This is a genomic window from Arthrobacter sp. NPDC080086 (assembly GCF_040702285.1).
The window spans coordinates 18,683-38,577 of sequence record NZ_JBFBKP010000041.1; the positions used below are offsets into that span (position 1 = coordinate 18,683).

19 protein-coding genes are annotated in these 19,895 nt (G+C 68.5%); 14 read left to right on the plus strand and 5 right to left on the minus strand.

From position 1 onward, the window contains the following. The first annotated feature begins 9 nt into the window (after nt 1-9). From AB0305_RS14285 to AB0305_RS14305, 5 genes are read left to right on the plus strand one after another with little or no spacing between them, the layout of a single operon-like run. Nucleotides 10-579 carry a hypothetical protein gene (locus AB0305_RS14285; protein ID WP_364136768.1) on the plus strand — a complete coding sequence of 190 codons (570 nt, stop codon included), beginning with the start codon at nt 10-12 and terminating at the stop codon, nt 577-579. Between the two features lie 10 nt (nt 580-589). Beyond that, a complete protein-coding gene (locus tag AB0305_RS14290) occupies nt 590-1,423 on the plus strand; it encodes an exodeoxyribonuclease III (protein ID WP_364136770.1) in 834 nt (277 codons plus the stop codon). A 16-nt stretch (nt 1,424-1,439) separates the two neighbouring features. After that, nucleotides 1,440-2,537 carry a tryptophan--tRNA ligase gene (gene trpS / locus AB0305_RS14295; RefSeq protein WP_364136772.1) on the plus strand — a complete coding sequence of 366 codons (1,098 nt, stop codon included), beginning with the start codon at nt 1,440-1,442 and terminating at the stop codon, nt 2,535-2,537. A gap of 4 nt (nt 2,538-2,541) precedes the next feature. Beyond that, nucleotides 2,542-3,219 (plus strand): 2'-5' RNA ligase family protein, encoded by a 678-nt coding sequence (locus AB0305_RS14300; RefSeq protein WP_364136774.1) that lies wholly within the window; start codon nt 2,542-2,544, stop codon nt 3,217-3,219. A gap of 55 nt (nt 3,220-3,274) precedes the next feature. Further along, nucleotides 3,275-4,318 (plus strand): YihY/virulence factor BrkB family protein, encoded by a 1,044-nt coding sequence (locus tag AB0305_RS14305; protein ID WP_364137291.1) that lies wholly within the window; start codon nt 3,275-3,277, stop codon nt 4,316-4,318. Here AB0305_RS14305 and AB0305_RS14310 read toward each other — a convergent pair. From AB0305_RS14310 to sdhC, 5 genes are all read right to left on the minus strand, one after another. Next, entirely contained in the window at nt 4,275-5,045 is a 771-nt protein-coding gene (locus AB0305_RS14310) for an alpha/beta fold hydrolase (protein WP_364136776.1), read from the minus strand. The genes AB0305_RS14305 and AB0305_RS14310 overlap by 44 nt on opposite strands. Nucleotides 5,046-5,168: 123 nt before the next feature. After that, nucleotides 5,169-5,951: a succinate dehydrogenase iron-sulfur subunit gene (locus tag AB0305_RS14315; RefSeq protein WP_290258846.1), complete on the minus strand. Its 783-nt coding sequence runs from the start codon at nt 5,949-5,951 to the stop codon at nt 5,169-5,171. Between the two features lies 1 nt (nt 5,952). Beyond that, the gene (gene sdhA / locus AB0305_RS14320; protein WP_290258847.1) at nt 5,953-7,752 is read right to left on the minus strand and encodes a succinate dehydrogenase flavoprotein subunit; all 1,800 of its coding nucleotides are present in this window, start codon (nt 7,750-7,752) and stop codon (nt 5,953-5,955) included. A gap of 117 nt (nt 7,753-7,869) precedes the next feature. Continuing rightward, nucleotides 7,870-8,352 carry a succinate dehydrogenase hydrophobic membrane anchor subunit gene (locus tag AB0305_RS14325; protein ID WP_290258848.1) on the minus strand — a complete coding sequence of 161 codons (483 nt, stop codon included), beginning with the start codon at nt 8,350-8,352 and terminating at the stop codon, nt 7,870-7,872. Nucleotides 8,353-8,354: 2 nt separating this feature from the next. Continuing rightward, nucleotides 8,355-8,735 carry a succinate dehydrogenase, cytochrome b556 subunit gene (gene sdhC, locus AB0305_RS14330; protein ID WP_290258849.1) on the minus strand — a complete coding sequence of 127 codons (381 nt, stop codon included), beginning with the start codon at nt 8,733-8,735 and terminating at the stop codon, nt 8,355-8,357. 257 nt (nt 8,736-8,992) lie between these two features. Here sdhC and AB0305_RS14335 point away from each other — a divergent pair, with 257 nt between their 5' ends. The 9 genes from AB0305_RS14335 (at nt 8,993) to AB0305_RS14375 (ending at nt 19,807) form a co-directional block, all read left to right on the plus strand. Continuing rightward, nucleotides 8,993-10,147, plus strand: a complete 1,155-nt coding sequence (locus AB0305_RS14335) for a mannose-1-phosphate guanylyltransferase (RefSeq protein WP_364136779.1) — start codon at nt 8,993-8,995, stop codon at nt 10,145-10,147. A gap of 130 nt (nt 10,148-10,277) precedes the next feature. After that, nucleotides 10,278-11,483, plus strand: coding sequence for an amidohydrolase (locus tag AB0305_RS14340; protein ID WP_364136781.1), 1,206 nt, complete (start codon nt 10,278-10,280; stop codon nt 11,481-11,483). Between the two features lie 202 nt (nt 11,484-11,685). Continuing rightward, the gene (locus tag AB0305_RS14345) at nt 11,686-12,156 is read left to right on the plus strand and encodes a MarR family transcriptional regulator (protein WP_364136783.1); all 471 of its coding nucleotides are present in this window, start codon (nt 11,686-11,688) and stop codon (nt 12,154-12,156) included. 63 nt (nt 12,157-12,219) lie between these two features. Further along, nucleotides 12,220-12,651, plus strand: coding sequence for an organic hydroperoxide resistance protein (locus AB0305_RS14350; RefSeq protein WP_364136785.1), 432 nt, complete (start codon nt 12,220-12,222; stop codon nt 12,649-12,651). Further along, nucleotides 12,648-13,673 (plus strand): NADP-dependent oxidoreductase, encoded by a 1,026-nt coding sequence (locus AB0305_RS14355; protein WP_364136787.1) that lies wholly within the window; start codon nt 12,648-12,650, stop codon nt 13,671-13,673. Before AB0305_RS14350 ends, AB0305_RS14355 begins: the two co-directional genes overlap by 4 nt. Before the next feature lie 323 nt (nt 13,674-13,996). Then, on the plus strand, nt 13,997-15,109 hold the full coding sequence (locus AB0305_RS14360; protein WP_290258855.1) for a BMP family ABC transporter substrate-binding protein: 1,113 nt from the start codon (nt 13,997-13,999) through the stop codon (nt 15,107-15,109). A 228-nt stretch (nt 15,110-15,337) separates the two neighbouring features. After that, nucleotides 15,338-16,933 (plus strand): ABC transporter ATP-binding protein, encoded by a 1,596-nt coding sequence (locus AB0305_RS14365; protein ID WP_364136789.1) that lies wholly within the window; start codon nt 15,338-15,340, stop codon nt 16,931-16,933. After that, nucleotides 16,926-18,299 (plus strand): ABC transporter permease, encoded by a 1,374-nt coding sequence (locus AB0305_RS14370; protein WP_290258857.1) that lies wholly within the window; start codon nt 16,926-16,928, stop codon nt 18,297-18,299. Before AB0305_RS14365 ends, AB0305_RS14370 begins: the two co-directional genes overlap by 8 nt. Next, complete coding sequence (locus AB0305_RS14375) at nt 18,296-19,807, plus strand: ABC transporter permease (protein WP_364136791.1); 1,512 nt, start codon at nt 18,296-18,298, stop codon at nt 19,805-19,807. The genes AB0305_RS14370 and AB0305_RS14375 overlap by 4 nt, the downstream gene beginning before the upstream one ends. Nucleotides 19,808-19,895: the final 88 nt, after the last annotated feature.

The following is a 19,895-nucleotide window of genomic DNA, read 5'->3' on the forward strand; positions in this document are numbered from 1 at the left end:
AATGGACCCATGCGATCCCTCGGCAACCCTTCCTCCACCACGTCCCCGTTCGCCGCCGCCGGCAAGAACCCGATGTTCCGCATCGGCGGCCTCGGCATGACGGTGTTCATCATCGCCTTCCTGGTGGCCGTCATCTTCGCGGCGAACCAGAACGACGTCGTGGGCTGGGTTGTCGCCGTTATCGCCTTCTTCTGGCTGGCGCTGGCCTCCTTCGTGGTCTTCAGCATCCAGAAGGCCGCCAAGCGCGCCGGGGCCAAGCTCAACGAGGCGCAGAACGCCTTCAACTCCGCCGTAGGCCGGGCGCCGTCGGCCGGCAGCGCCGACCACGGCGGCACCCGCGTCGTCGGGGAGCGCCGGGAGGCCGACGAGGTCCGCGACATGAAGCTGGACCACTCCTTCAAGATCGTCCAGGTGCAGGTCCGCGTCGTCGAGCAGGAACGGGCCAAGGGCGCCGCCTCGGACCAGGACACCATCCGCCGCGCCCTCGAGACGATCGAAATCACCGCCACCAACGCCCGGGACATGATCAAGTCCGGCGGCTCCTCCGACGAGCCGGTGAGCGGAACCATCATCGACTAGAGTGGATCGGGTGAGCTCGGCATTGGAGAAGGACCACCTTCGCATCGCAACGGTCAACGTCAACGGCCTCCGCGCCGCCTACAAAAAGGGCATGGCGGAATGGCTGGCGGCGCGCGAGGTGGACATCCTCTGCCTGCAGGAGGTCCGCGCGCCCGACGCCGTGGTCCGGGACCTGCTCGGCGACGACTGGCACATCCTGCACGCCGAAGCCGAGGCGAAGGGCCGCGCCGGCGTCGCCATCGCCTCGCGCACGGAGCCGACGGCCACCCGGGGACACATCGGCCACGATTACTTCGCGACCGCGGGCCGCTGGGTGGAGGCGGACTACATCGTCCGCGACGCCGCCGGTAACCCCGCCACGCTGACCGTGGTCAGCGCCTACGTTCACTCCGGCGAGGCCGGGACCCCGAAGCAGGACGACAAGTTCCGCTTCCTGGACCTCATGCTGGCCCGGCTGCCGGAACTGTCCAAGCACAGCGACCACGCCCTGGTGGTGGGGGACCTGAACGTGGGCCACACGGAGCTGGACATCAAGAACTGGAAGGGCAACGTCAAACGTGCCGGCTTCCTGCCCGAGGAGCGTGCCTATTTCGACCGCTTCATGGGCGAGGAGATCGGCTGGAAGGATGTTCACAGGGGCCTGGCGGGTACCGTCAACGGCCCCTACACTTGGTGGTCGCAAAGGGGACAGGCCTTCGACAACGACACGGGCTGGCGGATTGACTACCACCTCGCCACCCCTGCCCTCGCCACCGCAGCGGTGCAGGCCGTCGTTGACCGGGCGCCGTCCTGGGATACCCGCTTCTCCGACCATGCCCCGCTGGTAGTGGACTACCGGCTCTAGTTTTAAGGCTTTCCCCATGACCTCTCCCGCCACCGCGTCGCTGATCCCCGACGCCACCCCCTCCACCGATGCCGCACCGGCGGCTGCCCCCGGCACCCGCCAGCGGATCCTCTCCGGAATGCAGCCCTCCGCCGACTCGCTGCACCTGGGCAACTACCTCGGCGCCCTGGTGAACTGGGTCCGGATGCAGGACGAATACGACGCCGTCTTCTTCATCCCCGACCTGCACGCCATCACCGTGCCCCAGGACCCGGCCGAGCTGGCCCGCCGCACCCGGGTGACCGCCGCCCAGTACATCGCCGGCGGCGTCGACGTCGACAAGTGCACCCTCTTCGTCCAGTCCCAGGTACCCGAACACGCCCAGCTGGCCTGGGTGCTGAACTGCATCACCGGCTTCGGCGAGGCCTCCCGGATGACCCAGTTCAAGGACAAGGCGCTCAAGCAGGGCTCGGACCAGGCCAGCGTGGGCCTGTTCACCTACCCGATCCTGCAGGCCGCGGACATCCTGCTGTACAAGCCGCACGGCGTCCCCGTCGGTGAGGACCAGCGCCAGCACGTCGAGCTCAGCCGCGACCTTGCCCAGCGCTTCAACTCCCGCTTCGGCGAGACCTTCACCGTGCCGCAGCCCTTCATCCAGAAGGGGACCGCGAAGATCTACGACCTGCAGAATCCGACGGCGAAGATGTCCAAGTCGGCCGAGTCCCCGGCCGGCCTGATCAACCTGCTGGATGAGCCGAAGCTGATCGCCAAGCGGATCAAGTCCGCCGTGACCGACACCGGCACCGAGATCCGCTTCGACCGGGAGAACAAGCCGGGCGTCTCCAACCTGCTGACCATCTACTCGGCCATCACCGGGCAGTCCATCGAGCAGCTCACCGCGGCCTACGAGGGCAAGATGTACGGCCACCTGAAGGTCGACCTGGCGGAGGTGGTGACGGCACACCTGAGCCCGATCCGCGACCGCGCCAACGAACTCCTGGCCGACCCGGCCGAGCTGGACCGCCTCCTGGCGGTCGGCGCGGACAAGGCCCGGGAAGCCGCGGCGGCCACCCTCAAGGACGTGTACGCCAAGGTGGGCTTCCTGCCGTACGCCGGGGCACGGGGAGACATCTAGGGCAATGTCCTTCGCCAGCAACGTCACCGCGAGCGAAACCGGCACGTCCACGGGAATGTCCCGGGACACCGGCGGCACCGCCCCCTCGGCGGCCGCGCCCGCGGGTCAGGACACGCAAGCTCCGGAGGACGGCATCAGCATCGGCGTGATCCTGGGCTTCCCGCCCAGGATCGCCGAGGAGCTGCGGCGCTGGCGGGCCTCCTTCGGGGACCCGCTGGCCGCCACGGTGCCCGCACACATCACCTTGGTCACCACCACCACCACCCGGGACTGGGAGGCCACCCGGCGGCACGTCCGCGAAGTCGCCGGCCGGCAGGAGCCCTTCACCGTCACCATCGCCGGCACCGGATCCTTCCGGCCCGTCTCCCCGGTGGTGTTCCTGAAGGTGGAGGAGGGGTTCGGCGAGTGCGTGGACCTGCACCGGCAGCTGCAGCGCGGCCCGCTGGAGCGCGAGCTGCCCTTCGCCTACCACCCGCACGTCACCGTGGCCCACGACGTCGCCCCCGAAAGCCTCGACGAGGCCGAAACGGCGCTGAAGGATTACAGGGCCAGCTTCCCGGTGGCTAGCATGGGTCTTTACGAGCACGATGACAACGGCATCTGGCAGCTACGGGAAGAACTGGACTTTGGCAGCGAACGTGACCACCACCGAGGCGAAGACGCCACAGAAGGCCCCCGCTAGCCCACCCGCACCCACGGACCTGCCCGGACTGCGACTGGAGGTCATCCACAAGCGGATGGACTGGGTCAAGGCCCGCCGCTCCGGTGGCAACGTCCTGGCGGGCATGCCGCTGCTGTTCGCGAAGATCAACACCTTCCGGCCGCAACGGGCCTTCATGCACTACAACCTCCAGCGCGGCCCGCTCCTGAGCGCGGGCATCGGCTTCCGGATGTTTTTCTCCATCACCGGCCTGCTGGCCACCGGATTCTCCCTCGCCGGGCTGATCCTCAACGGCCAGCCCGCCCTGCTGGAACAGGTCATCCGCAGCGTCGCCGGCGCCGCCCCCGGCCTGCTTAAGGTCAACGGCGGCCCGGGACTGGTGGACCCGCACCAGCTGCTCAACCCGTCCAACCTCGGCTGGACCGCCCTGATTGCCGCCGCCGTCACGGTGTTCACCGCGCTCGGCTGGATCAGCGGGGTCCGCGACGGCGTCCGCGGCATGATGCAGCTGGGCCCGCGGCCCATCCTGCCCGTGCTGCAGATCCTGCGCGACGCCGGGACCCTGCTGCTTCTCGGTGCCGCCCTGGTGGTCAGCGCGGGCGCGTCCCTGGTGTTCGGCACGGCCGCCGACTGGGTTGCCGGCCTGCTGCACCTGGACCCGCTGCTGGCCGGTCCGCTGACCACGTCGGTGACCATCGTGGTGCCCCTGCTGCTGGCATGGGGGACCGCCCTGATCATGTTCCGGGTGGCGGCCGGGGTGCGCCTGTCGCGGCGGGCGCTGCTGGAGGGCACCATCATGGCCGCCGCAGGCACCACGGTGCTGCAGTTCTTCAGCACCCAACTGCTGGCCAGCTCGGGCCGCAACCCGATCCTGGCCCCGTTCGCCATCATCATCGGGCTGCTGGTCTGGTTCAACCTGGTCAGCCAGGTCTACCTCGTCTCCGCCTCCTGGTCCGCCGTGCGCGAATCAGACCGGTCCGCCGGCCCGGTGGACAAGACCCTCGGCTGGGGCGCCCGCCAGGTCCAGCCCGGCCGGACCCCCTCCGAGCCGCGCGTGCGCCCGCGGCGGGCGCCGGCTAGTTTCCGGCGTCGAGGTACTGATCGGCCCACGCCGAAATAATCTTCGCCGCCCGGGCCGCCTGCCCCTTTCCGGTGAGCAGGTGGTCCGAGCCCTCCAGCGAGACGAAGTTCCGCGGGTGCCGGGCGGTCTGGAAGATACTGCTGGCGTTCTCTATGCCCACCGTGGTGTCCGTGGGGGAGTGCAGTACCATCAGCGGCTTGTGCAGCCGGCGGATGCAGTCGGTGAGGTCCGCGTTCTCCAGGTCCTCCACGAAGTGCCGACGGATCTCCATCCGCTTGCCGCCCAGGTCCACCTCGGCGCTGCCCTCGCTGAGGATGCGGTCCAAAGCCGCGTCGAAGACGTGGGCCACGTGCTTGGGCGAGAAGGGCGCGCCCACCGTGGCCACCGCGTCCAGCTCCGGGATGCTGTGGGCCGCCGCCAGCACGGCGGCACCGCCGAAGGAGTGGCCCACCAGCAGCGACACCGGCCGCCCGGAGCCGCGCATGAACTCCGCCGCCCGGACCGTGTCCGCCACCTTGTGGCTGAAGGACCCGGCCGACCATTCGCCCGCCGAGCCGCCCAGGCCCAGGTTGTCGAAGCGCAGCATGCCCACCCCGTTGTCCGCCAGCGCCTTGCACATCCGGGAGGCGGCCGGGCTGTCCTTGCCCAGGGTGAAGCCGTGCGAGAACACGCCCCAGCCCTTCACCGGGCCCTCGGGCAGGTCGATGACCCCGGAGAGCAGTTCGCCGGTGGAACCTTCGAAGGTGACTTTTTCTGAGCGGGACACGGGGGCCTTTCGAGGGATGTAGCGGGGGAGGGGCGTGGGAGGGTAACACGACGACGGCGCCCCCACCCAAGGGTGGAAGGCGCCGTCGTCGTGGTGCTGTGCCCGTGGAGGGCTTAGCGGTACTTAGACCTTGCGGGACAGAATGGCCTGCTTGACCTCAGCGATGGCCTGCGTGACCTGGATGCCGCGCGGGCATGCCTCGGTGCAGTTGAAGGTGGTGCGGCAGCGCCACACGCCTTCCTTGTCGTTGAGGATCTCCAGGCGCATGTCGCCGGCATCGTCGCGGGAGTCGAAGATGAAGCGGTGCGCGTTGACGATCGCGGCCGGGCCGAAGTACTGGCCGTCGGTCCAGAACACCGGGCAGGACGAGGTGCACGCGGCGCACAGGATGCACTTGGTGGTGTCGTCGAACCGCTCGCGGTCCTCGGCGGACTGCAGGCGTTCCTTGGTGGGCTCGTGGCCGCGGTTGATCAGGAACGGCATGACCTCGCGGAAGGACTGGAAGAACGGCTCCATGTCCACGATCAGGTCCTTTTCGACCGGCAGGCCCTTGATCGGCTCGACCGTGATGGGCTTGGTGGTGTCCAGGTCCTTGAGCAGGGTCTTGCAGGCCAGGCGGTTGCGGCCGTTGATGCGCATGGCATCGGAACCGCAGACGCCGTGCGCGCAGGACCGGCGGAAGGAGACGCTGCCGTCCTGCTCCCACTTGATCTTGTGCAGGGCATCCAGCACGCGGTCGGTGCCGTACATGGTGACCTGGAAGTCGTCCCAGGTGGCCTCCTCGGAGACCTCGGGGTTGTAGCGGCGCACGCGCAGCGTCACGTCGAAGGACGGGATTTCCCCGCCGCCGCCGACGCCGGCGGGCAGTTCGATCTTGGAGGCTGGCTCAGCGAGTTCAGCGGTCATCTTAGTACTTCCTCACCATCGGCTCGTAGCGCGTGAAGACCACCGGTTTGGTAGCCAGCCGGATGCCGGCGATCGCCTCGGCGGAACCGTCCGCCGGAGCGTGCTCATCCTTGTACGCCATGGAGTGCTTCATGAATTTTTCGTCGTCGCGCTCGGGGAAGTCCTCGCGGAAGTGTCCGCCGCGGGATTCTTCGCGGTGCAGGGCCGCCACGGTCATGACCTTGGCAAGCTCCAGCAGGAAGCCCAGCTCGACGGCCTCGAGCAGGTCAAGGTTGAAGCGCTTGCCCTTGTCCTGGACGTTGATCCGCTGGTAGCGCTCCTCGAAGGACGCGATGTCCGCCAGGACCTGGTTCAGCGTATCGGCGGTGCGGAACACCTGCATGTTGGCGTCCATGGTGTCCTGCAGTTCCTTGCGGATCTGGGCCACCTTTTCGGTGCCGTTGGCGGTGCGGACGTGCTCCAGCAGGTTCAGCGTGTAGGCCTCCGGATCCGCGGGCAGTTCCACGAAATCGGCGGTCTTGGCGTACTCGGCGGCGGCGACGCCGGCGCGCTTGCCGAAAACGTTGATATCCAGCAGCGAGTTGGTGCCCAGGCGGTTGGAGCCGTGGACGGAAACGCAGGCGACCTCACCGGCGGCGTAGAGGCCCGGGACGATCGTGTCGTTGTCCTGCAGGACCTCGGCGCTGATGTTCGTGGGGATGCCGCCCATGGCGTAGTGCGCGGTCGGGAAGACCGGGACCGGCTCGGTGTACGGCTCCACGCCCAGGTAGGTGCGGGCGAACTCTGTGATGTCCGGGAGCTTGGCGTCGATGTGCGCCGGCTCCAGGTGCGTCAGGTCCAGGAGGACGTAGTCCTTGTTCGGGCCGCAGCCGCGGCCCTCGCGGACCTCGTTGGCCATGGAACGGGCCACGATGTCACGGGGCGCCAGGTCCTTGATGGTGGGGGCGTAGCGCTCCATGAAGCGCTCACCCTCGGAGTTGCGCAGGATCGCTCCCTCGCCTCGTGCCGCCTCGGAGAGCAGGATGCCCAGGCCGGCCAGGCCTGTCGGGTGGAACTGGAAGAACTCCATGTCCTCCAGAGGGATACCGCGGCGGAACGCGATGCCCATGCCGTCACCGGTAAGCGTGTGGGCGTTGGAGGTGGTCTTGAAGACCTTGCCGGCGCCGCCGGAGGCGAACACGACCGACTTGGCCTGGAAGACGTGCAGTTCGCCGGAGGCCAGGTCGTAGGACACGACGCCCGCAACGCGCTTCTGCTTGTACGGGGTGCCGTCCTCGCGGACCGCGTCTTCCTCAACCGTCAGCAGGTCCAGCACGTAGTACTCGTTGTAGAACTCAACGTTGTGCTTGACGCAGTTTTGGTACAGGGTCTGGAGGATCATGTGCCCGGTGCGGTCGGCGGCGTAGCAGGCGCGGCGGACCGGGGCCTTGCCGTGGTCGCGGGTGTGGCCACCGAAGCGGCGCTGGTCGATCCGGCCCTCGGGCGTGCGGTTGAACGGCAGGCCCATCTTCTCGAGGTCCAGGACGGCGTCAATCGCTTCCTTCGCCATGACCTCGGCGGCGTCCTGGTCAACCAGGTAGTCGCCACCCTTGATGGTGTCGAAGGTGTGCCATTCCCAGTTGTCTTCCTCGACGTTGGCCAGGGCGGCGCACATGCCGCCCTGTGCCGCGCCGGTGTGGGAGCGCGTGGGATAAAGCTTGGTCAGTACCGCTGTTCGGGCGCGCTGACCGGATTCGATCGCTGCGCGCATGCCCGCGCCACCGGCGCCGACGATGACGACGTCGTACTTATGGACCTGCATACCAGATGCTCTTTCTCTCAAAATTCGCTGTGAACACCGCCGGCGAGACCAGGACGGTGGGGCCCGCTGTTCCTGCCCGCCGGGCAGGCAGGACTCAGCGGCCGGGGACCGGGGCGGCTACGGGGCGGGGCAGAACCCGCCGGGCAGCTGCACGCCGTCGACCACGGGGCAGGGGTTGAAGGTGAAGATCACCAGGGTGCCGAGGATGACGATTGCCGCGGCGGCCGCGTACAGCACGATCTTCAGCCACAGGCGCGTGGCGTCCCTCTCGGCGTAGTCATTGATGATGGTGCGGACGCCGTTGCTGCCGTGCAGCATGGCCAGCCACAGCATCGCCAGGTCCCAGACCTGCCAGAACGGGTCGGCCCACTTGCCGGCGACGAAGCCGAAGTCGACCGCGTGGATGCCTCCGCCGACCATCAGGTTCACAAACAGGTGACCGAAGATGAGGACCACCAGCACGACGCCGGAGAGCCGCATGAACAGCCATGCCAGCATCTCGAAGTTGCCCTTCGAGGAACCGTTGCGGTTGTACTTCGGGGCGACGCGGCCCGCGCCGACCTTGCCGGAGCGCGGGGTCTGGATCTGCGTTGCACTCATGGCTAGTGACCTCCGAGGGCGAGGGACAGGTGGCGGATGGAGAAGCCAACCATGACGATGACCCAGAGGGCCAGAACCGTCCACAGCATCTGGCGCTGGTACTTGGCGCCCTTCTTCCAGAAGTCGACGGCGATGATCCGGAGGCCGTTGAAGGCGTGGAAGACGATCGCCGCGACGAGGCCCGTTTCACCCAGGGCCATGAGGGGGTTCTTGTAAGAGCCGATCACGGCGTTGTATGCCTCCGGGGACACACGCACCAACGACGTGTCCAGCACGTGGACCAACAAGAAGAAAAAGATCACTACACCGGTAACGCGGTGTCCAACCCAGGACCACATGCCTTCACGGCCGCGGTACAAGGTGCCAGCTGGTTTTGTCGGCACTGAATAAACCTCCCTGCAACACAGCGGCGCTGGCATGGGATCCACGCGGGGGGAACGCCTGCTGCGAGAGCACTCGTAAGCTCAAGCCTAAATCTAGGCTTCGCTGTCAGCTTATTCAATTCAGGGCGGCGGTACGGCGGGGAGCTTCCGCGGTTTTTGCCCGGTTTTGAGACGAACGCCACATTCGCTGGCGTTAAGGGCCGATTTGAGGACCTTGATCCGGGGCTGTGGAGCGGGTGTCGGTTAGAGTGGCCGTGATGACTACTGATAATGTGACCGGCCTCGAGCCGCATGATGCCGCCGCGGATTCGCCCCTGGACCGTTTCATCGCGGTGATCCCGGCCGGGGGTGTCGGCACGCGCCTCTGGCCGCTGTCCCGCGCCGCGGCCCCGAAGTTCCTGCACGATCTCACCGGGTCCGGCAGCACGTTGTTGCGCGCCACCTACGACCGCCTGGAGCCGTTGGCCGGCAGTCGGATGCTGGTCGTCACCGGCAACGCCCACCGCGAGGCCGTCTGCCGCCAGCTGCCGGAGATCCACGACGCCGACCTGGTGCTGGAGAGCGAGCCGAAGGACTCCGGCGCCGCGATCGGCCTGGCCGCCGCCATCCTCTACGAACGCGATCCGGACACCATCATGGGCTCCTTCGCCGCGGATCAGGTCATCAGCCCCGACGAGCTGTTCCAGGAGGCCGTCCGCGAGGCCATCTACACGGCCGCCTACGGCAAGATTGTCACGATCGGCATCAAGCCGACGCACCCCTCCACCGGGTTCGGCTACATCCGCGCCGGTGAGCAGCTCAGCGTCCCGAACGCACCCAGCGCCCACACGGTGGTTGAGTTCGTCGAGAAGCCCAGCGAAGACGTCGCCCAGCAGTATGTGGACAGCGGGGAATACGTCTGGAACGCCGGCATGTTCGTCGCCCCCGTGTCCCTGATGCTCAAGCACCTCGAGGCCAACCAGCCGGAGCTGTTCGCCGGCCTGCAGGAGATCGCCAAGGCGTGGGACACCCCGCTGCGTGACGAGGTCACCGCCCGGGTCTGGCCCACGCTGCCCAAGATCGCCATCGACTACGCCGTGGCGGAGCCCGCCGCCGAGGCCGGGGACGTCGCCGTCGTGCCCGGCACCTTCCGTTGGGACGACGTCGGGGACTTCGCCTCCGTGGGCCGGCTCAACAGTGCCAAGGAGGTCGACGAGGTCACCGTGATCGGCGCCGGCGCCCGGGTCTTCACCGAAAACGCCAGCGGCGTCGTGGTCACCGACACCAAGCGCGTCATCGCCCTGATCGGCATCAAGGACGTCGTGATCGTGGACACCCCCGACGCCCTGCTGGTCACCACCAAGGCCCACTCGCAGCGGGTCAAGGCCGCCGTCGACGCCCTCAAGGCCAGCGGCGACACGGACGTCCTCTAGCCTGGCCACGCTTAAACGCCGCTGACCTGCGCTTTCACCGCCGCCCGGGACCCGATGGGTACCCGGGCGGCGGTGCGTAATGCGCCGTCCGGGATGCCGCTATTTTTTGGACTGTGGCTACAGTGATTGAGTGCGCAATTACACTACCGAGGCCGAGCCCACCACCCGCGTGGAACCCTGGCTGGAGCCCCTCCTGCCGGAATTGATCGACTTCCGCCGTGACCTGCACGCGCACCCCGAGCTGTCCTTCAAGGAATTCCGCACCACGGACAAGCTCGCCAGCCGGCTGGAGGCCGCCGGACTGAAGCCGCGCCGCCTGGAAGGCACCGGCCTGACCGTGGACGTGGGGGAGGGACCCATCGCCACCGCGCTGCGCGGCGACATCGACGCGCTGCCGATCATCGAGGAAACCGGGCTGGAGTTCGCCTCCAAGAACCACGGGGTCACGCACGCCTGCGGCCACGACGTGCACACCACCACCATGCTCGGCATCGCCCTGGTGCTGCAGCGCATGCACGAAGCCTCCCCGCTGGGCGGGACGGTCCGGATCATCTTCCAGCCGGCCGAGGAAACCATGCCCGGCGGCGCCCACGCCTGCATCGAACAGGGCGTCCTCGAGGGCGTTCCCCGGATCCTGGCGCTGCACTGTGACCCGCGGATCGAGGTGGGCAAGATCGGCACACGCATCGGCGCCATCACCTCCGCCTCCGACACCATCAAGATCGAACTCTCCGGCCGCGGCGGCCACACCTCCCGCCCGCACCTGACCGAGGAGCTGGTCTTCGCCCTCGCCCAGATCGCCATCAACGTCCCCGCCGTCCTGTCCCGCCGGGTGGACGTGCGCAGCGGAGTCTCCGTGGTGTGGGGCCACATCTCCGCCGGCGCCGCCCCGAACGCCATCCCGGCCAGCGGCTACATGGCCGGCACCATGCGCTGCCTGGACCGGGACGCCTGGCACAGCGCCGGCCGGATCCTCGACGAGGTGGTCCAGCAGATCGCCGCACCCTATGGCGTCGACGTCCACCTCGAGCACACCCGCGGCGTCCCGCCGGTGGTCAACTCCGAGCACGAGACGGCCCTGATCGAGGCCTCCGCCCGCGCCGAGATCGGCGAGAGCTCCGTGGTGCTCACCCCGCAGTCCATGGGCGGGGAGGACTTCGCCTGGTTCCTGGCCGACCTGCCCGGCGCCATGATGCGGCTGGGCACCAAGACCCCCGGCGGCGAGGAGTACGACCTGCACCGCGGCGACTACATCCTGGACGAGCGCGCCCTGGGCCTGGGCATCCGGGTCCTTACCGCCGCCGCCCTGCGCACCCTCCGCGACCTCGGGCAGTAGTAGCGACTCAACCTCACCGTCTGGCTTCCCTGCAGGAATTCCCCACCTTCGCCTGCCCGGCGCCGCGACGCGCCGTCGGGTCCCGCGGACACGCCGGATGACGACGGCGAACGTGGGGGATTTCCGCACGCCACCACGGCCGGTGCGTTAGGTTGTGCACAACTGAGTTGCGTACAACTGAAAATGTCCGTAGGGTGGAACCATGCCCGCTTCCGCAGAGACCCCCGACGCCGTGACCCGGCCCGAGGCGCCCCGCCTCGACAGGCAATTGTGCTTCGCCATGTACTCGGCCTCCCGCGCCGCGACGGCGGCCTACCGGCCGATGTTGGAGGAGCTGGGCCTGACCTACCCGCAGTACCTGGCCATGATGGTGCTCTGGGAGGACCAGCCACGCAGCGTCCGCGACCTCGGCGAGGAGCTCGGCCTGGACTCGGGCACGCTGTCCCCGTTGCTGAAGCGGCTCGAGGCGCTGGGCTTTGTGGAACGGCGCCGGTCCGCCGAGGATGAGCGGCGCGTCGAGGTTTTCCTGACCGACGCCGGTGCAGCCCTGGGCGCCCGCGCCGCCGGTATTCCGCAGCGCCTGGCCGACGCCGCCGGACTCTCCGCCGCGGAGCTGGACCAGCTCCGCGAGACCCTGACCCGGCTGGCCGCCGCCCTGCACGCCGGCCACTGACGGCGACCGGGCCGCCCGGCGGCCACACCACTGACTTTCCCCACCCCGACAGATTGGATCCCCATGAAAACCCTCTACACCGCGGAGGCCCTCGCCTCCGGTGAAGGACGCGACGGCAACGCCCAGACCAATGACGGCAAGCTCAACGTCACGCTCGCCAGCCCGGTGGAGCTCGGCGGCAGCGGCGAGGGCACCAACCCGGAGCAGCTCTTCGCCGCCGGGTACGCCGCCTGCTTCCACTCGGCCCTGCGCCTGGTGGGCCGCCAGCAGAAGGCGGACCTGACCGATTCCGCCGTCGCCGCGAAGGTCCACCTCGGCGCCCTGGACGGCGGCGCCGGCTACGGCATCGCCGCCGAACTCGAGATCGCGCTGCCCGCCGTCGACCGCGAGACCGCCGAGGCGCTCGTGGCCAAGGCCCACGAGGTCTGCCCCTACTCCAATGCCACCCGTGGCAACATCACCGTAGACATCACCATCATGGAGGTCGCCGCATGAGCACCGAGAACACCACCCTTCCCACCAGCACCCGCGAGATCCAGCTGGCCTCCCGCCCGCACGGCCGCCCCGTGCCGGAGAACTTCCGCCTGGCCGAGTCGGCCCTGCCGGAGCTGCAGGACGGCCAGGTGCTGGTCCGCAACCTCTTCATCTCCGTCGACCCGTACATGCGCGGCCGGATGAACGACGTGAAGTCCTACTCCGCGCCGTTCGCCCTGGACGCGGCCATGGAGGGCGGCGCCGTGGGCGAGGTCATCGCCTCCCGCTCCGAGGACCGCAAGGTCGGCGACACCGTGGTGCACAGCCTCGGCTGGCGTGAATACGCCGTCCTGGATGCCGCCGCCACCTCGCCGGCCCGCACGGACCTGGCCCCGGCGTCGGCCTTCCTCGGCGCCCTCGGCATGACCGGCCTGACCGCCTACGCCGGCCTGCTGAAGGTTGCCGACTTCAAGCCCGGCGACGCCGTCTTCGTCTCCGGCGCCGCCGGCGCGGTCGGCTCCCTGGTGGGCCAGATCGCCAAGGCCATGGGCGCCTCCCGGGTCATCGGCAGCGCCGGCACCCCGGAGAAGGTCGCCCGCCTGCTCGAGCTTGGCTTCGACGCCGCGTTCAACTACCACGACGGCCCGGTCCGCGACCTGCTCAAGGACGCCGCGGGGGAGAAGGGCATCGACGTCTACTTCGACAATGTCGGCGGCGAGCACCTCGAAGCCGCGCTCTCGGTGATGAACGTCGGCGGCCGCGTCGCCATGTGCGGCGCCATCGCGCAGTACAACTCCACCGAGCCGACCCCGGCCCCGCGGAACCTGATGCTGGCCATCGGCAAGCAGCTGACCCTCAAGGGCTTCCTGGTGGGCGGCTACTGGCAGTACATGGGCGAGTTCGTCGAGAAGGTCTCCGGCTGGATTGCCGACGGCACCATCCGCTACGACGAGACGATCGTGGACGGCCTGGAGAACGCCCCGCAGGCCTTCATGGACCTGCTCGACGGCGCCAACACCGGCAAGATGCTCGTCCGCCTCTAAGCAGGCCTCTAAGTAAACAGCCGACCCGCGCACCGCGTGCGGCTACGAAAGGGCCCCGGACCATAGTCCGGGGCCCTTTCGCACGCCCGGGGGCAGGGCCGGGTGAAGGGTAGGGGAGCGCGTTGGTAACAACTTCTCAACAATCTGGGAAACCGCTGTGAACTGTGTTACTCGACGTGTTGCAGGCCACTAAAGTAGCTGGCATCAGTGCGCCTCGGCGCAGCGCTGCGAACGCCTCAGTGACAACAGTGTTTCGGGAGCAACACCGTAAGCGGACAGTCATTGAACACCCGTCGCATCGCCTACCCCTTCCTGGAGGAACTTTGAAGAACTCACTGCGCGCAACTCTCAAGCGCGGTTCCATGGCCGGCGTCGCCACCGCGGGCGCGGCCGCCCTGCTGCTGACCGGCTGCGGCGCCGCCCCGTCCTCGTCCAACGCCTCAGGCTCGGCCACCAAGTCCGACTACACCGCCTGCATGGTGTCCGACTCCGGCGGGTTCGATGACAAGTCGTTCAACCAGTCCGGCTACGAGGGCCTGCAGAACGCCGCCAAGGACCTCGGCATCAACGAGAAGCACGTCCAGTCCAAGGCTGACACGGACTACGACCCGAACCTCCGCTCCATGGTCCAGCAGGGCTGCAAGCTCACCGTGACCGTCGGCTTCCTCCTCGGCGACGCCACCAAGTCCATCGCGACGGCCAACCCGAACAACCACTTCGCGATCATCGACTACAACGACCCGACCTTCCCGAAGAACGTCAAGCCGATCGTCTACGACACGGCCCAGGCCGCGTTCCTGGCCGGCTACCTGGCCGCCGGAACCTCCAAGACCGGAAAGGTCGCCACCTTCGGCGGCATCAACATCCCCACCGTCACCATCTTCATGGACGGCTTCGCCGACGGCGTGAAGTACTACAACCAGAAGAAGAGCAAGAACGTCCAGCTCCTCGGCTGGGACAAGGACAAGCAGGACGGCACCTTCGTCGGCGACTTCAAGCAGGTCGACAAGGGCAAGGTCCTGACCCAGGGCTTCCTGGACCAGGGCGCGGACATCGTCCTGCCCGTCGCCGGCCCGGTCGGCGGCGGCGCCGGCAGCGCCATCCTGGACGCCAAGTCCAAGGGCAAGGACGCCAAGCTCATCTGGGTCGACTCCGACGGCTACCTGACCGCCGCCGAGTACAAGTCCGTGATCCTGTCCTCCGTGCAGAAGACCATGTCCACCGCCGTCGAATCCGTCATCAAGGACGACAAGGACGGCAAGTTCGACGCCGCCCCGTACATCGGCACCCTGGAGAACGGCGGCGTGGCCCTGGCCCCGTTCCACGACCTGGATTCCGCTGTTCCGGCCGACCTCAAGAGCGAGCTGGACCAGCTGAAGAAGGACATCATCTCCGGCACCGTCAAGGTCGAGTCGAAGTCCAGCCCGACCAAGTAAGCACCACACCGCGGGGCGCGCTGCCCTTCCGCCGTCACCCGGCCGAAGGGCAGCGCGTTCTGTTTTGCCGGGGCCTCCCGGCACCCCGCCGGGCCGCCTCTGGGGAAGCCCGCCCGGCCACCACCCTGCCCAGCAACCACCCGTGACACTAGGCTGGGATCACCCGCTGCGCTGCCGCCGACCACGGCGCCGGAGCAGTCCATTTACACAGACAGATTGGTTGGGGTTTTGAAACTCGAACTGAAGGGGATCACGAAGCGCTTCGGATCCCTGGTAGCCAATGACCACATTGACCTGGTCGTCGAACCCGGGCAGGTGCACTGCCTGCTGGGAGAAAACGGCGCCGGCAAGTCCACCCTGATGAACGTCCTCTACGGTCTCTACGACCCGACCGAGGGCGAGATCCTGGTGGACGACAAGCCCGTGGTCTTCAAGGATCCGGGCGAGGCGATGGCCGCCGGCATCGGCATGGTCCACCAGCACTTCATGCTCATCCCGGTCTTCACCGTGGCCGAGAACGTGGCCCTCGGCAACGAGACCACCAAGGCCGCGGGGCTGCTGAACCTGGACGCCACGCGCGAGAAGATCCGGCAGATCTCGGACCAGTACGGCTTCGACGTCGACCCCGACGCGATGGTCGAGGACCTGCCCGTCGGCGTCCAGCAGCGCGTCGAGATCATCAAGGCCCTGGTCCGCGACGCCGAGGTCCTGATCCTGGACGAGCCCACCGCCGTGCTCACCCCGCAGGAAACCGACGAACTCCTGGACATCATCCGGCAGCTGAAGCGGGACGGGAAGTCGATCGTCTTCATCTCGCACAAGCTCCGCGAGGTCAAGGCCATCTCGGACACCATCACTGTCATCCGCCGCGGCAAGGTCGTCGGCCAGGCCGACCCCTCCGCCTCACCCACCGAGCTGGCCTCCGCCATGGTGGGACGTGCCGTCAGCCTGAACCTGGACAAGGCCCCCGCGAAGACCGGCGACGTGACCTTTACGGTCCGGAACCTCACAGTGACCGACCACAACGGCCAACACGTCGTCGATGGGCTGTCCTTCGACATCGCCAAGGGCGAGGTCCTGGCCATCGCCGGCGTGCAGGGCAACGGCCAGACCGAACTGACCGAGGCGATCCTCGGCGTCCAGCCGCACGTCACCGGCTCCATCACGCTCGATGGCGAGGAACTGCTGGGCAAGAGCGTCAAGCACGTCCTCGGCGCCGGCGTCGGCTTCGTCCCCGAGGACCGCACCCTCGACGGCCTGGTCGGCACCTTCACCATTGCCGAGAACATGATCCTGGACCTCTACGACAAGGCCCCGTTCGCCCGCGGCGTCGGGATGAAGCCCTCCGTGATCGCCGAGAACGCGGCCAAAAAGGTCGAGGAATTCGACGTCCGCACCCCCTCGGTCGCCGCCGCCGTCGGCACCCTCTCGGGCGGTAACCAGCAGAAGGTGGTGCTGGCCCGCGAGCTCTCCCGCCCGCTGCGGCTCTTCATCGCCTCCCAGCCCACCCGCGGCCTGGACGTCGGCTCGATCGAATTCGTGCACAAGCGCGTCATCGCCGAACGCGACCACGGCACCCCGGTCATGATCGTCTCCACCGAACTCGACGAGGTCATGCAGCTGGCGGACCGGATCGCCGTGCTCTACCGCGGCAAGCTGGTCGGCATCGTGCCCGCCACCACCTCCCGCGACGTGCTGGGCCTGATGATGGCCGGCGTCCCGGCCACCGAAGCCGAAGCCAGCGCCTCCGCCCAAGCCCCCAGCGGCACGACGACGACGGCGCTCCCGGAGCCTGCCGGCCACGAAGGAGAAACCCATGTCTGAGAAGACAACCCCTGAGCCCCAGGCGCCCGGCGGCACCACCCCCGAACCGCAAACGCCCGGCGGCACCACGAAGGAGGCCGTCGCCTCCGACGTCGCCCTCGACACCGCCGGCGGCCAGATGCCTCCCTCGGCTGTGCCCGCCGCCACCCAGCTGCACGGCGGTGACCGCGAGGGCTCGGTCATGCACAAGATTTTCACCGGCAACGCCATGGTCTCCGTGCTCTCGGTCCTGCTGGCGATCGTGCTCGGCGGCATCCTGATGGCCGTGACCAACCCGAAGGTCGCCGCCGCGGCCGGGTACTTCTTCGCCCAGCCCGGCGACCTGCTCACCGAGGTCATCCGGCCCTACACCGCACTCGTGCAGGGATCGATCTTCAACTGGGCCGGGGCCGACCTGTCCGCCCAGCTGTACCCGATCACGGAGACCTTCACGGTCGCCACCCCGCTGATCTGCGCCGGCCTCGGCGTCGCCCTCGCCTTCCGCGCCGGCCTGTTCAACATCGGCGCCCAGGGCCAGATCATCTTCGGTGCCCTGTTCGGCGCCTACGCCGGCTTCGCCTGGCACCTGCCCATCGGGCTGCACCTGCTCGTCGTCATCGTCGCCGGCCTGGTCGGCGGCGCGGTCTGGGGCGGCGTCGTCGGCCTGCTGAAGGCCCGTACCGGCGCCCACGAGGTGATCGTCACGATCATGCTCAACTACATCGCCAACTTCCTGCTGCTGTTCCTGCTGACCACCCCGGCGTTCCAGCGCAAGGGCTCCACCAACCCGATCTCGCCGTTCCTGGACCCCAGCGCCCTGTTCCCGGAGCTGCTCGGACCGCAGTTCCGCCTGCACGCCGGGTTCCTGGCCGCGATCCTGGCCACCGTGTTCGTCTGGTGGCTGCTGAACCGCTCCACCATCGGCTTCGAGTTCCGGGCCGTCGGCGCCAACCCGAGCGCCGCACGCACCGCCGGCATCAACGTCGCCCGCAGCACCATCCTGGTGATGGCGATCGCCGGCGCCCTGGCCGGCCTCGCCGGCATCGCCCAGGTCTCCGGCACGGAGAAGTACCTCTCCGGCGGCGTCGCCGCCTCGATCGGCTTCGACGCCATCACCGTCGCCCTGCTGGGCCGTTCGACGCCGTGGGGAACGTTCTTCGCCGGCCTGCTGTTCGGTGCCTTCCGCGCCGGCGGCGTGGCCATGCAGGCCCAGACCCAGACCCCGATCGACATCGTCCTGGTCATCCAGTCCCTGATCGTGCTGTTCATCGCGGCACCCCCGCTGGTGCGGGCGATCTTCGGACTGAACCCCCGTAAGAAAAAGACCACCACGAGTGGGACCGCCGGCACGCACGCCGGCGGCGTGAAGAGCGGAGCGGCAGCATGAGCGCCACCACACACTCCCCGGCCAGCACGCCGGGCACCGGGAAGGGCGGCGCCACCGCCCCCGGCGGCAAGGCCGGGAACCCGGCCGCGTCCGAGCTGGTGAGCTGGAAGGCCGGCGTCGGCCTGGGCCTGCTGGCCGTCCTCGGCACCGTCCTGTTCGGCTTCCTGGCCAACACCAAGTCCGCGGGCTTCCGGATCGCCGAGGCCCGCGACCCGAACGCCTCCTCCGCCGCGGCCTGGATCACCCTGGCGGTCGCCCTCGCCGCCGCGGCCTACGTCGGCTACCGCTGGATCAGCCAGCGGCGCGACGGCGGACCCGTGGACCGCTGGATCCCCGCTACCACCATCGCCGCCGTCGTCGTCCTGGGCCTGGCCGCCCTCGGCGTCGCGCAGGTGGAAAAGGTCACCGTGCCCTCGATGGTGTTCGGCTGGATCTGCTCGGTGCTGCTGTTGGCCCTGGCCGGCTACACCATCTGGCTGACCCTGCAGCGCCGCCGCACTCCCGGCTGGGTGGGCGGGCTGTTCGCCGTCGTCTTCCTGGTCGGCTTCATGATCTGGATCGTCGCCGGCGGCCGCGACCCGGAACCCTCCATTTCCCTCGGCGGCCTGATGGCCGGCGCCGTTACGCTGGCCGTGCCGCTGGTCTTCGGTTCCCTCTCCGGCGTGCTCTGCGAGCGGGCCGGCGTGGTCAACATCGCTATCGAGGGCCAGCTGCTGCTGGGCGCCTTCTCCGCCGCCGTCGTCGCCACCATCACCGGCAACGTCTACGTGGGCCTGGTATCCGCCGCGATCGCCGGTGCGCTGGTCTCCCTGGTCCTGGCCGTGGTCAGCATCAAGTACCTGGTCAACCAGATCATCGTGGGCGTCGTGCTCAACGTCCTGATCAGCGGACTCACCAGCTTCCTGTTCTCAACCCTGCTCACCGCGGACCCGGAGCACCTGAACAAGCCGGGCAGGCTGCAACCGGTGGACATCCCGTTCCTGGCCGACATTCCGATCATCGGACCCATCCTGTTCCGCCAGTCCCTGGTGGGTTACCTGATGTACATCGCCGTGATCGTGGTCTACGTCGGGCTGTTCCACACCAAGTGGGGCCTGCGCGTGCGCGCCGTCGGCGAACACCCGCAGGCGGCCGACACGGTGGGCATCAACGTCAACCGCACCCGGTTCATCAACGTCCTGATGGGCGGGGCGATCGCCGGGATCGGCGGTTCCTTCTTCACCCTCGTGTCCGTGGACGCGTTCAGCAAGGATATGTCCGGTGGCCGCGGTTACATCGCCCTCGCCGCCATGATCTTCGGCCGCTGGAACCCCATCGGGGCCTTCCTGGCCGCGCTGCTGTTCGGCTTCGCCGACAACCTGCAGAGCATCATCACCATCATCGGCTCGCCGGTGCCCAGCCAGTTCATGGCGATGCTGCCCTACGCCCTGACCGTGATCGCCGTCGCCGGGCTGGTGGGACGGTCCAGGCCGCCCGCGGCCGGCGGCATACCGTACGTGAAGGGGTGACCGGCGTGACCGGAACCCCCGACGTCGAGCCCGTGGACCTCACCGCCGCGGTGGACTGGGCGGCCCTCGAGGCCGCCGCCATCGCGGC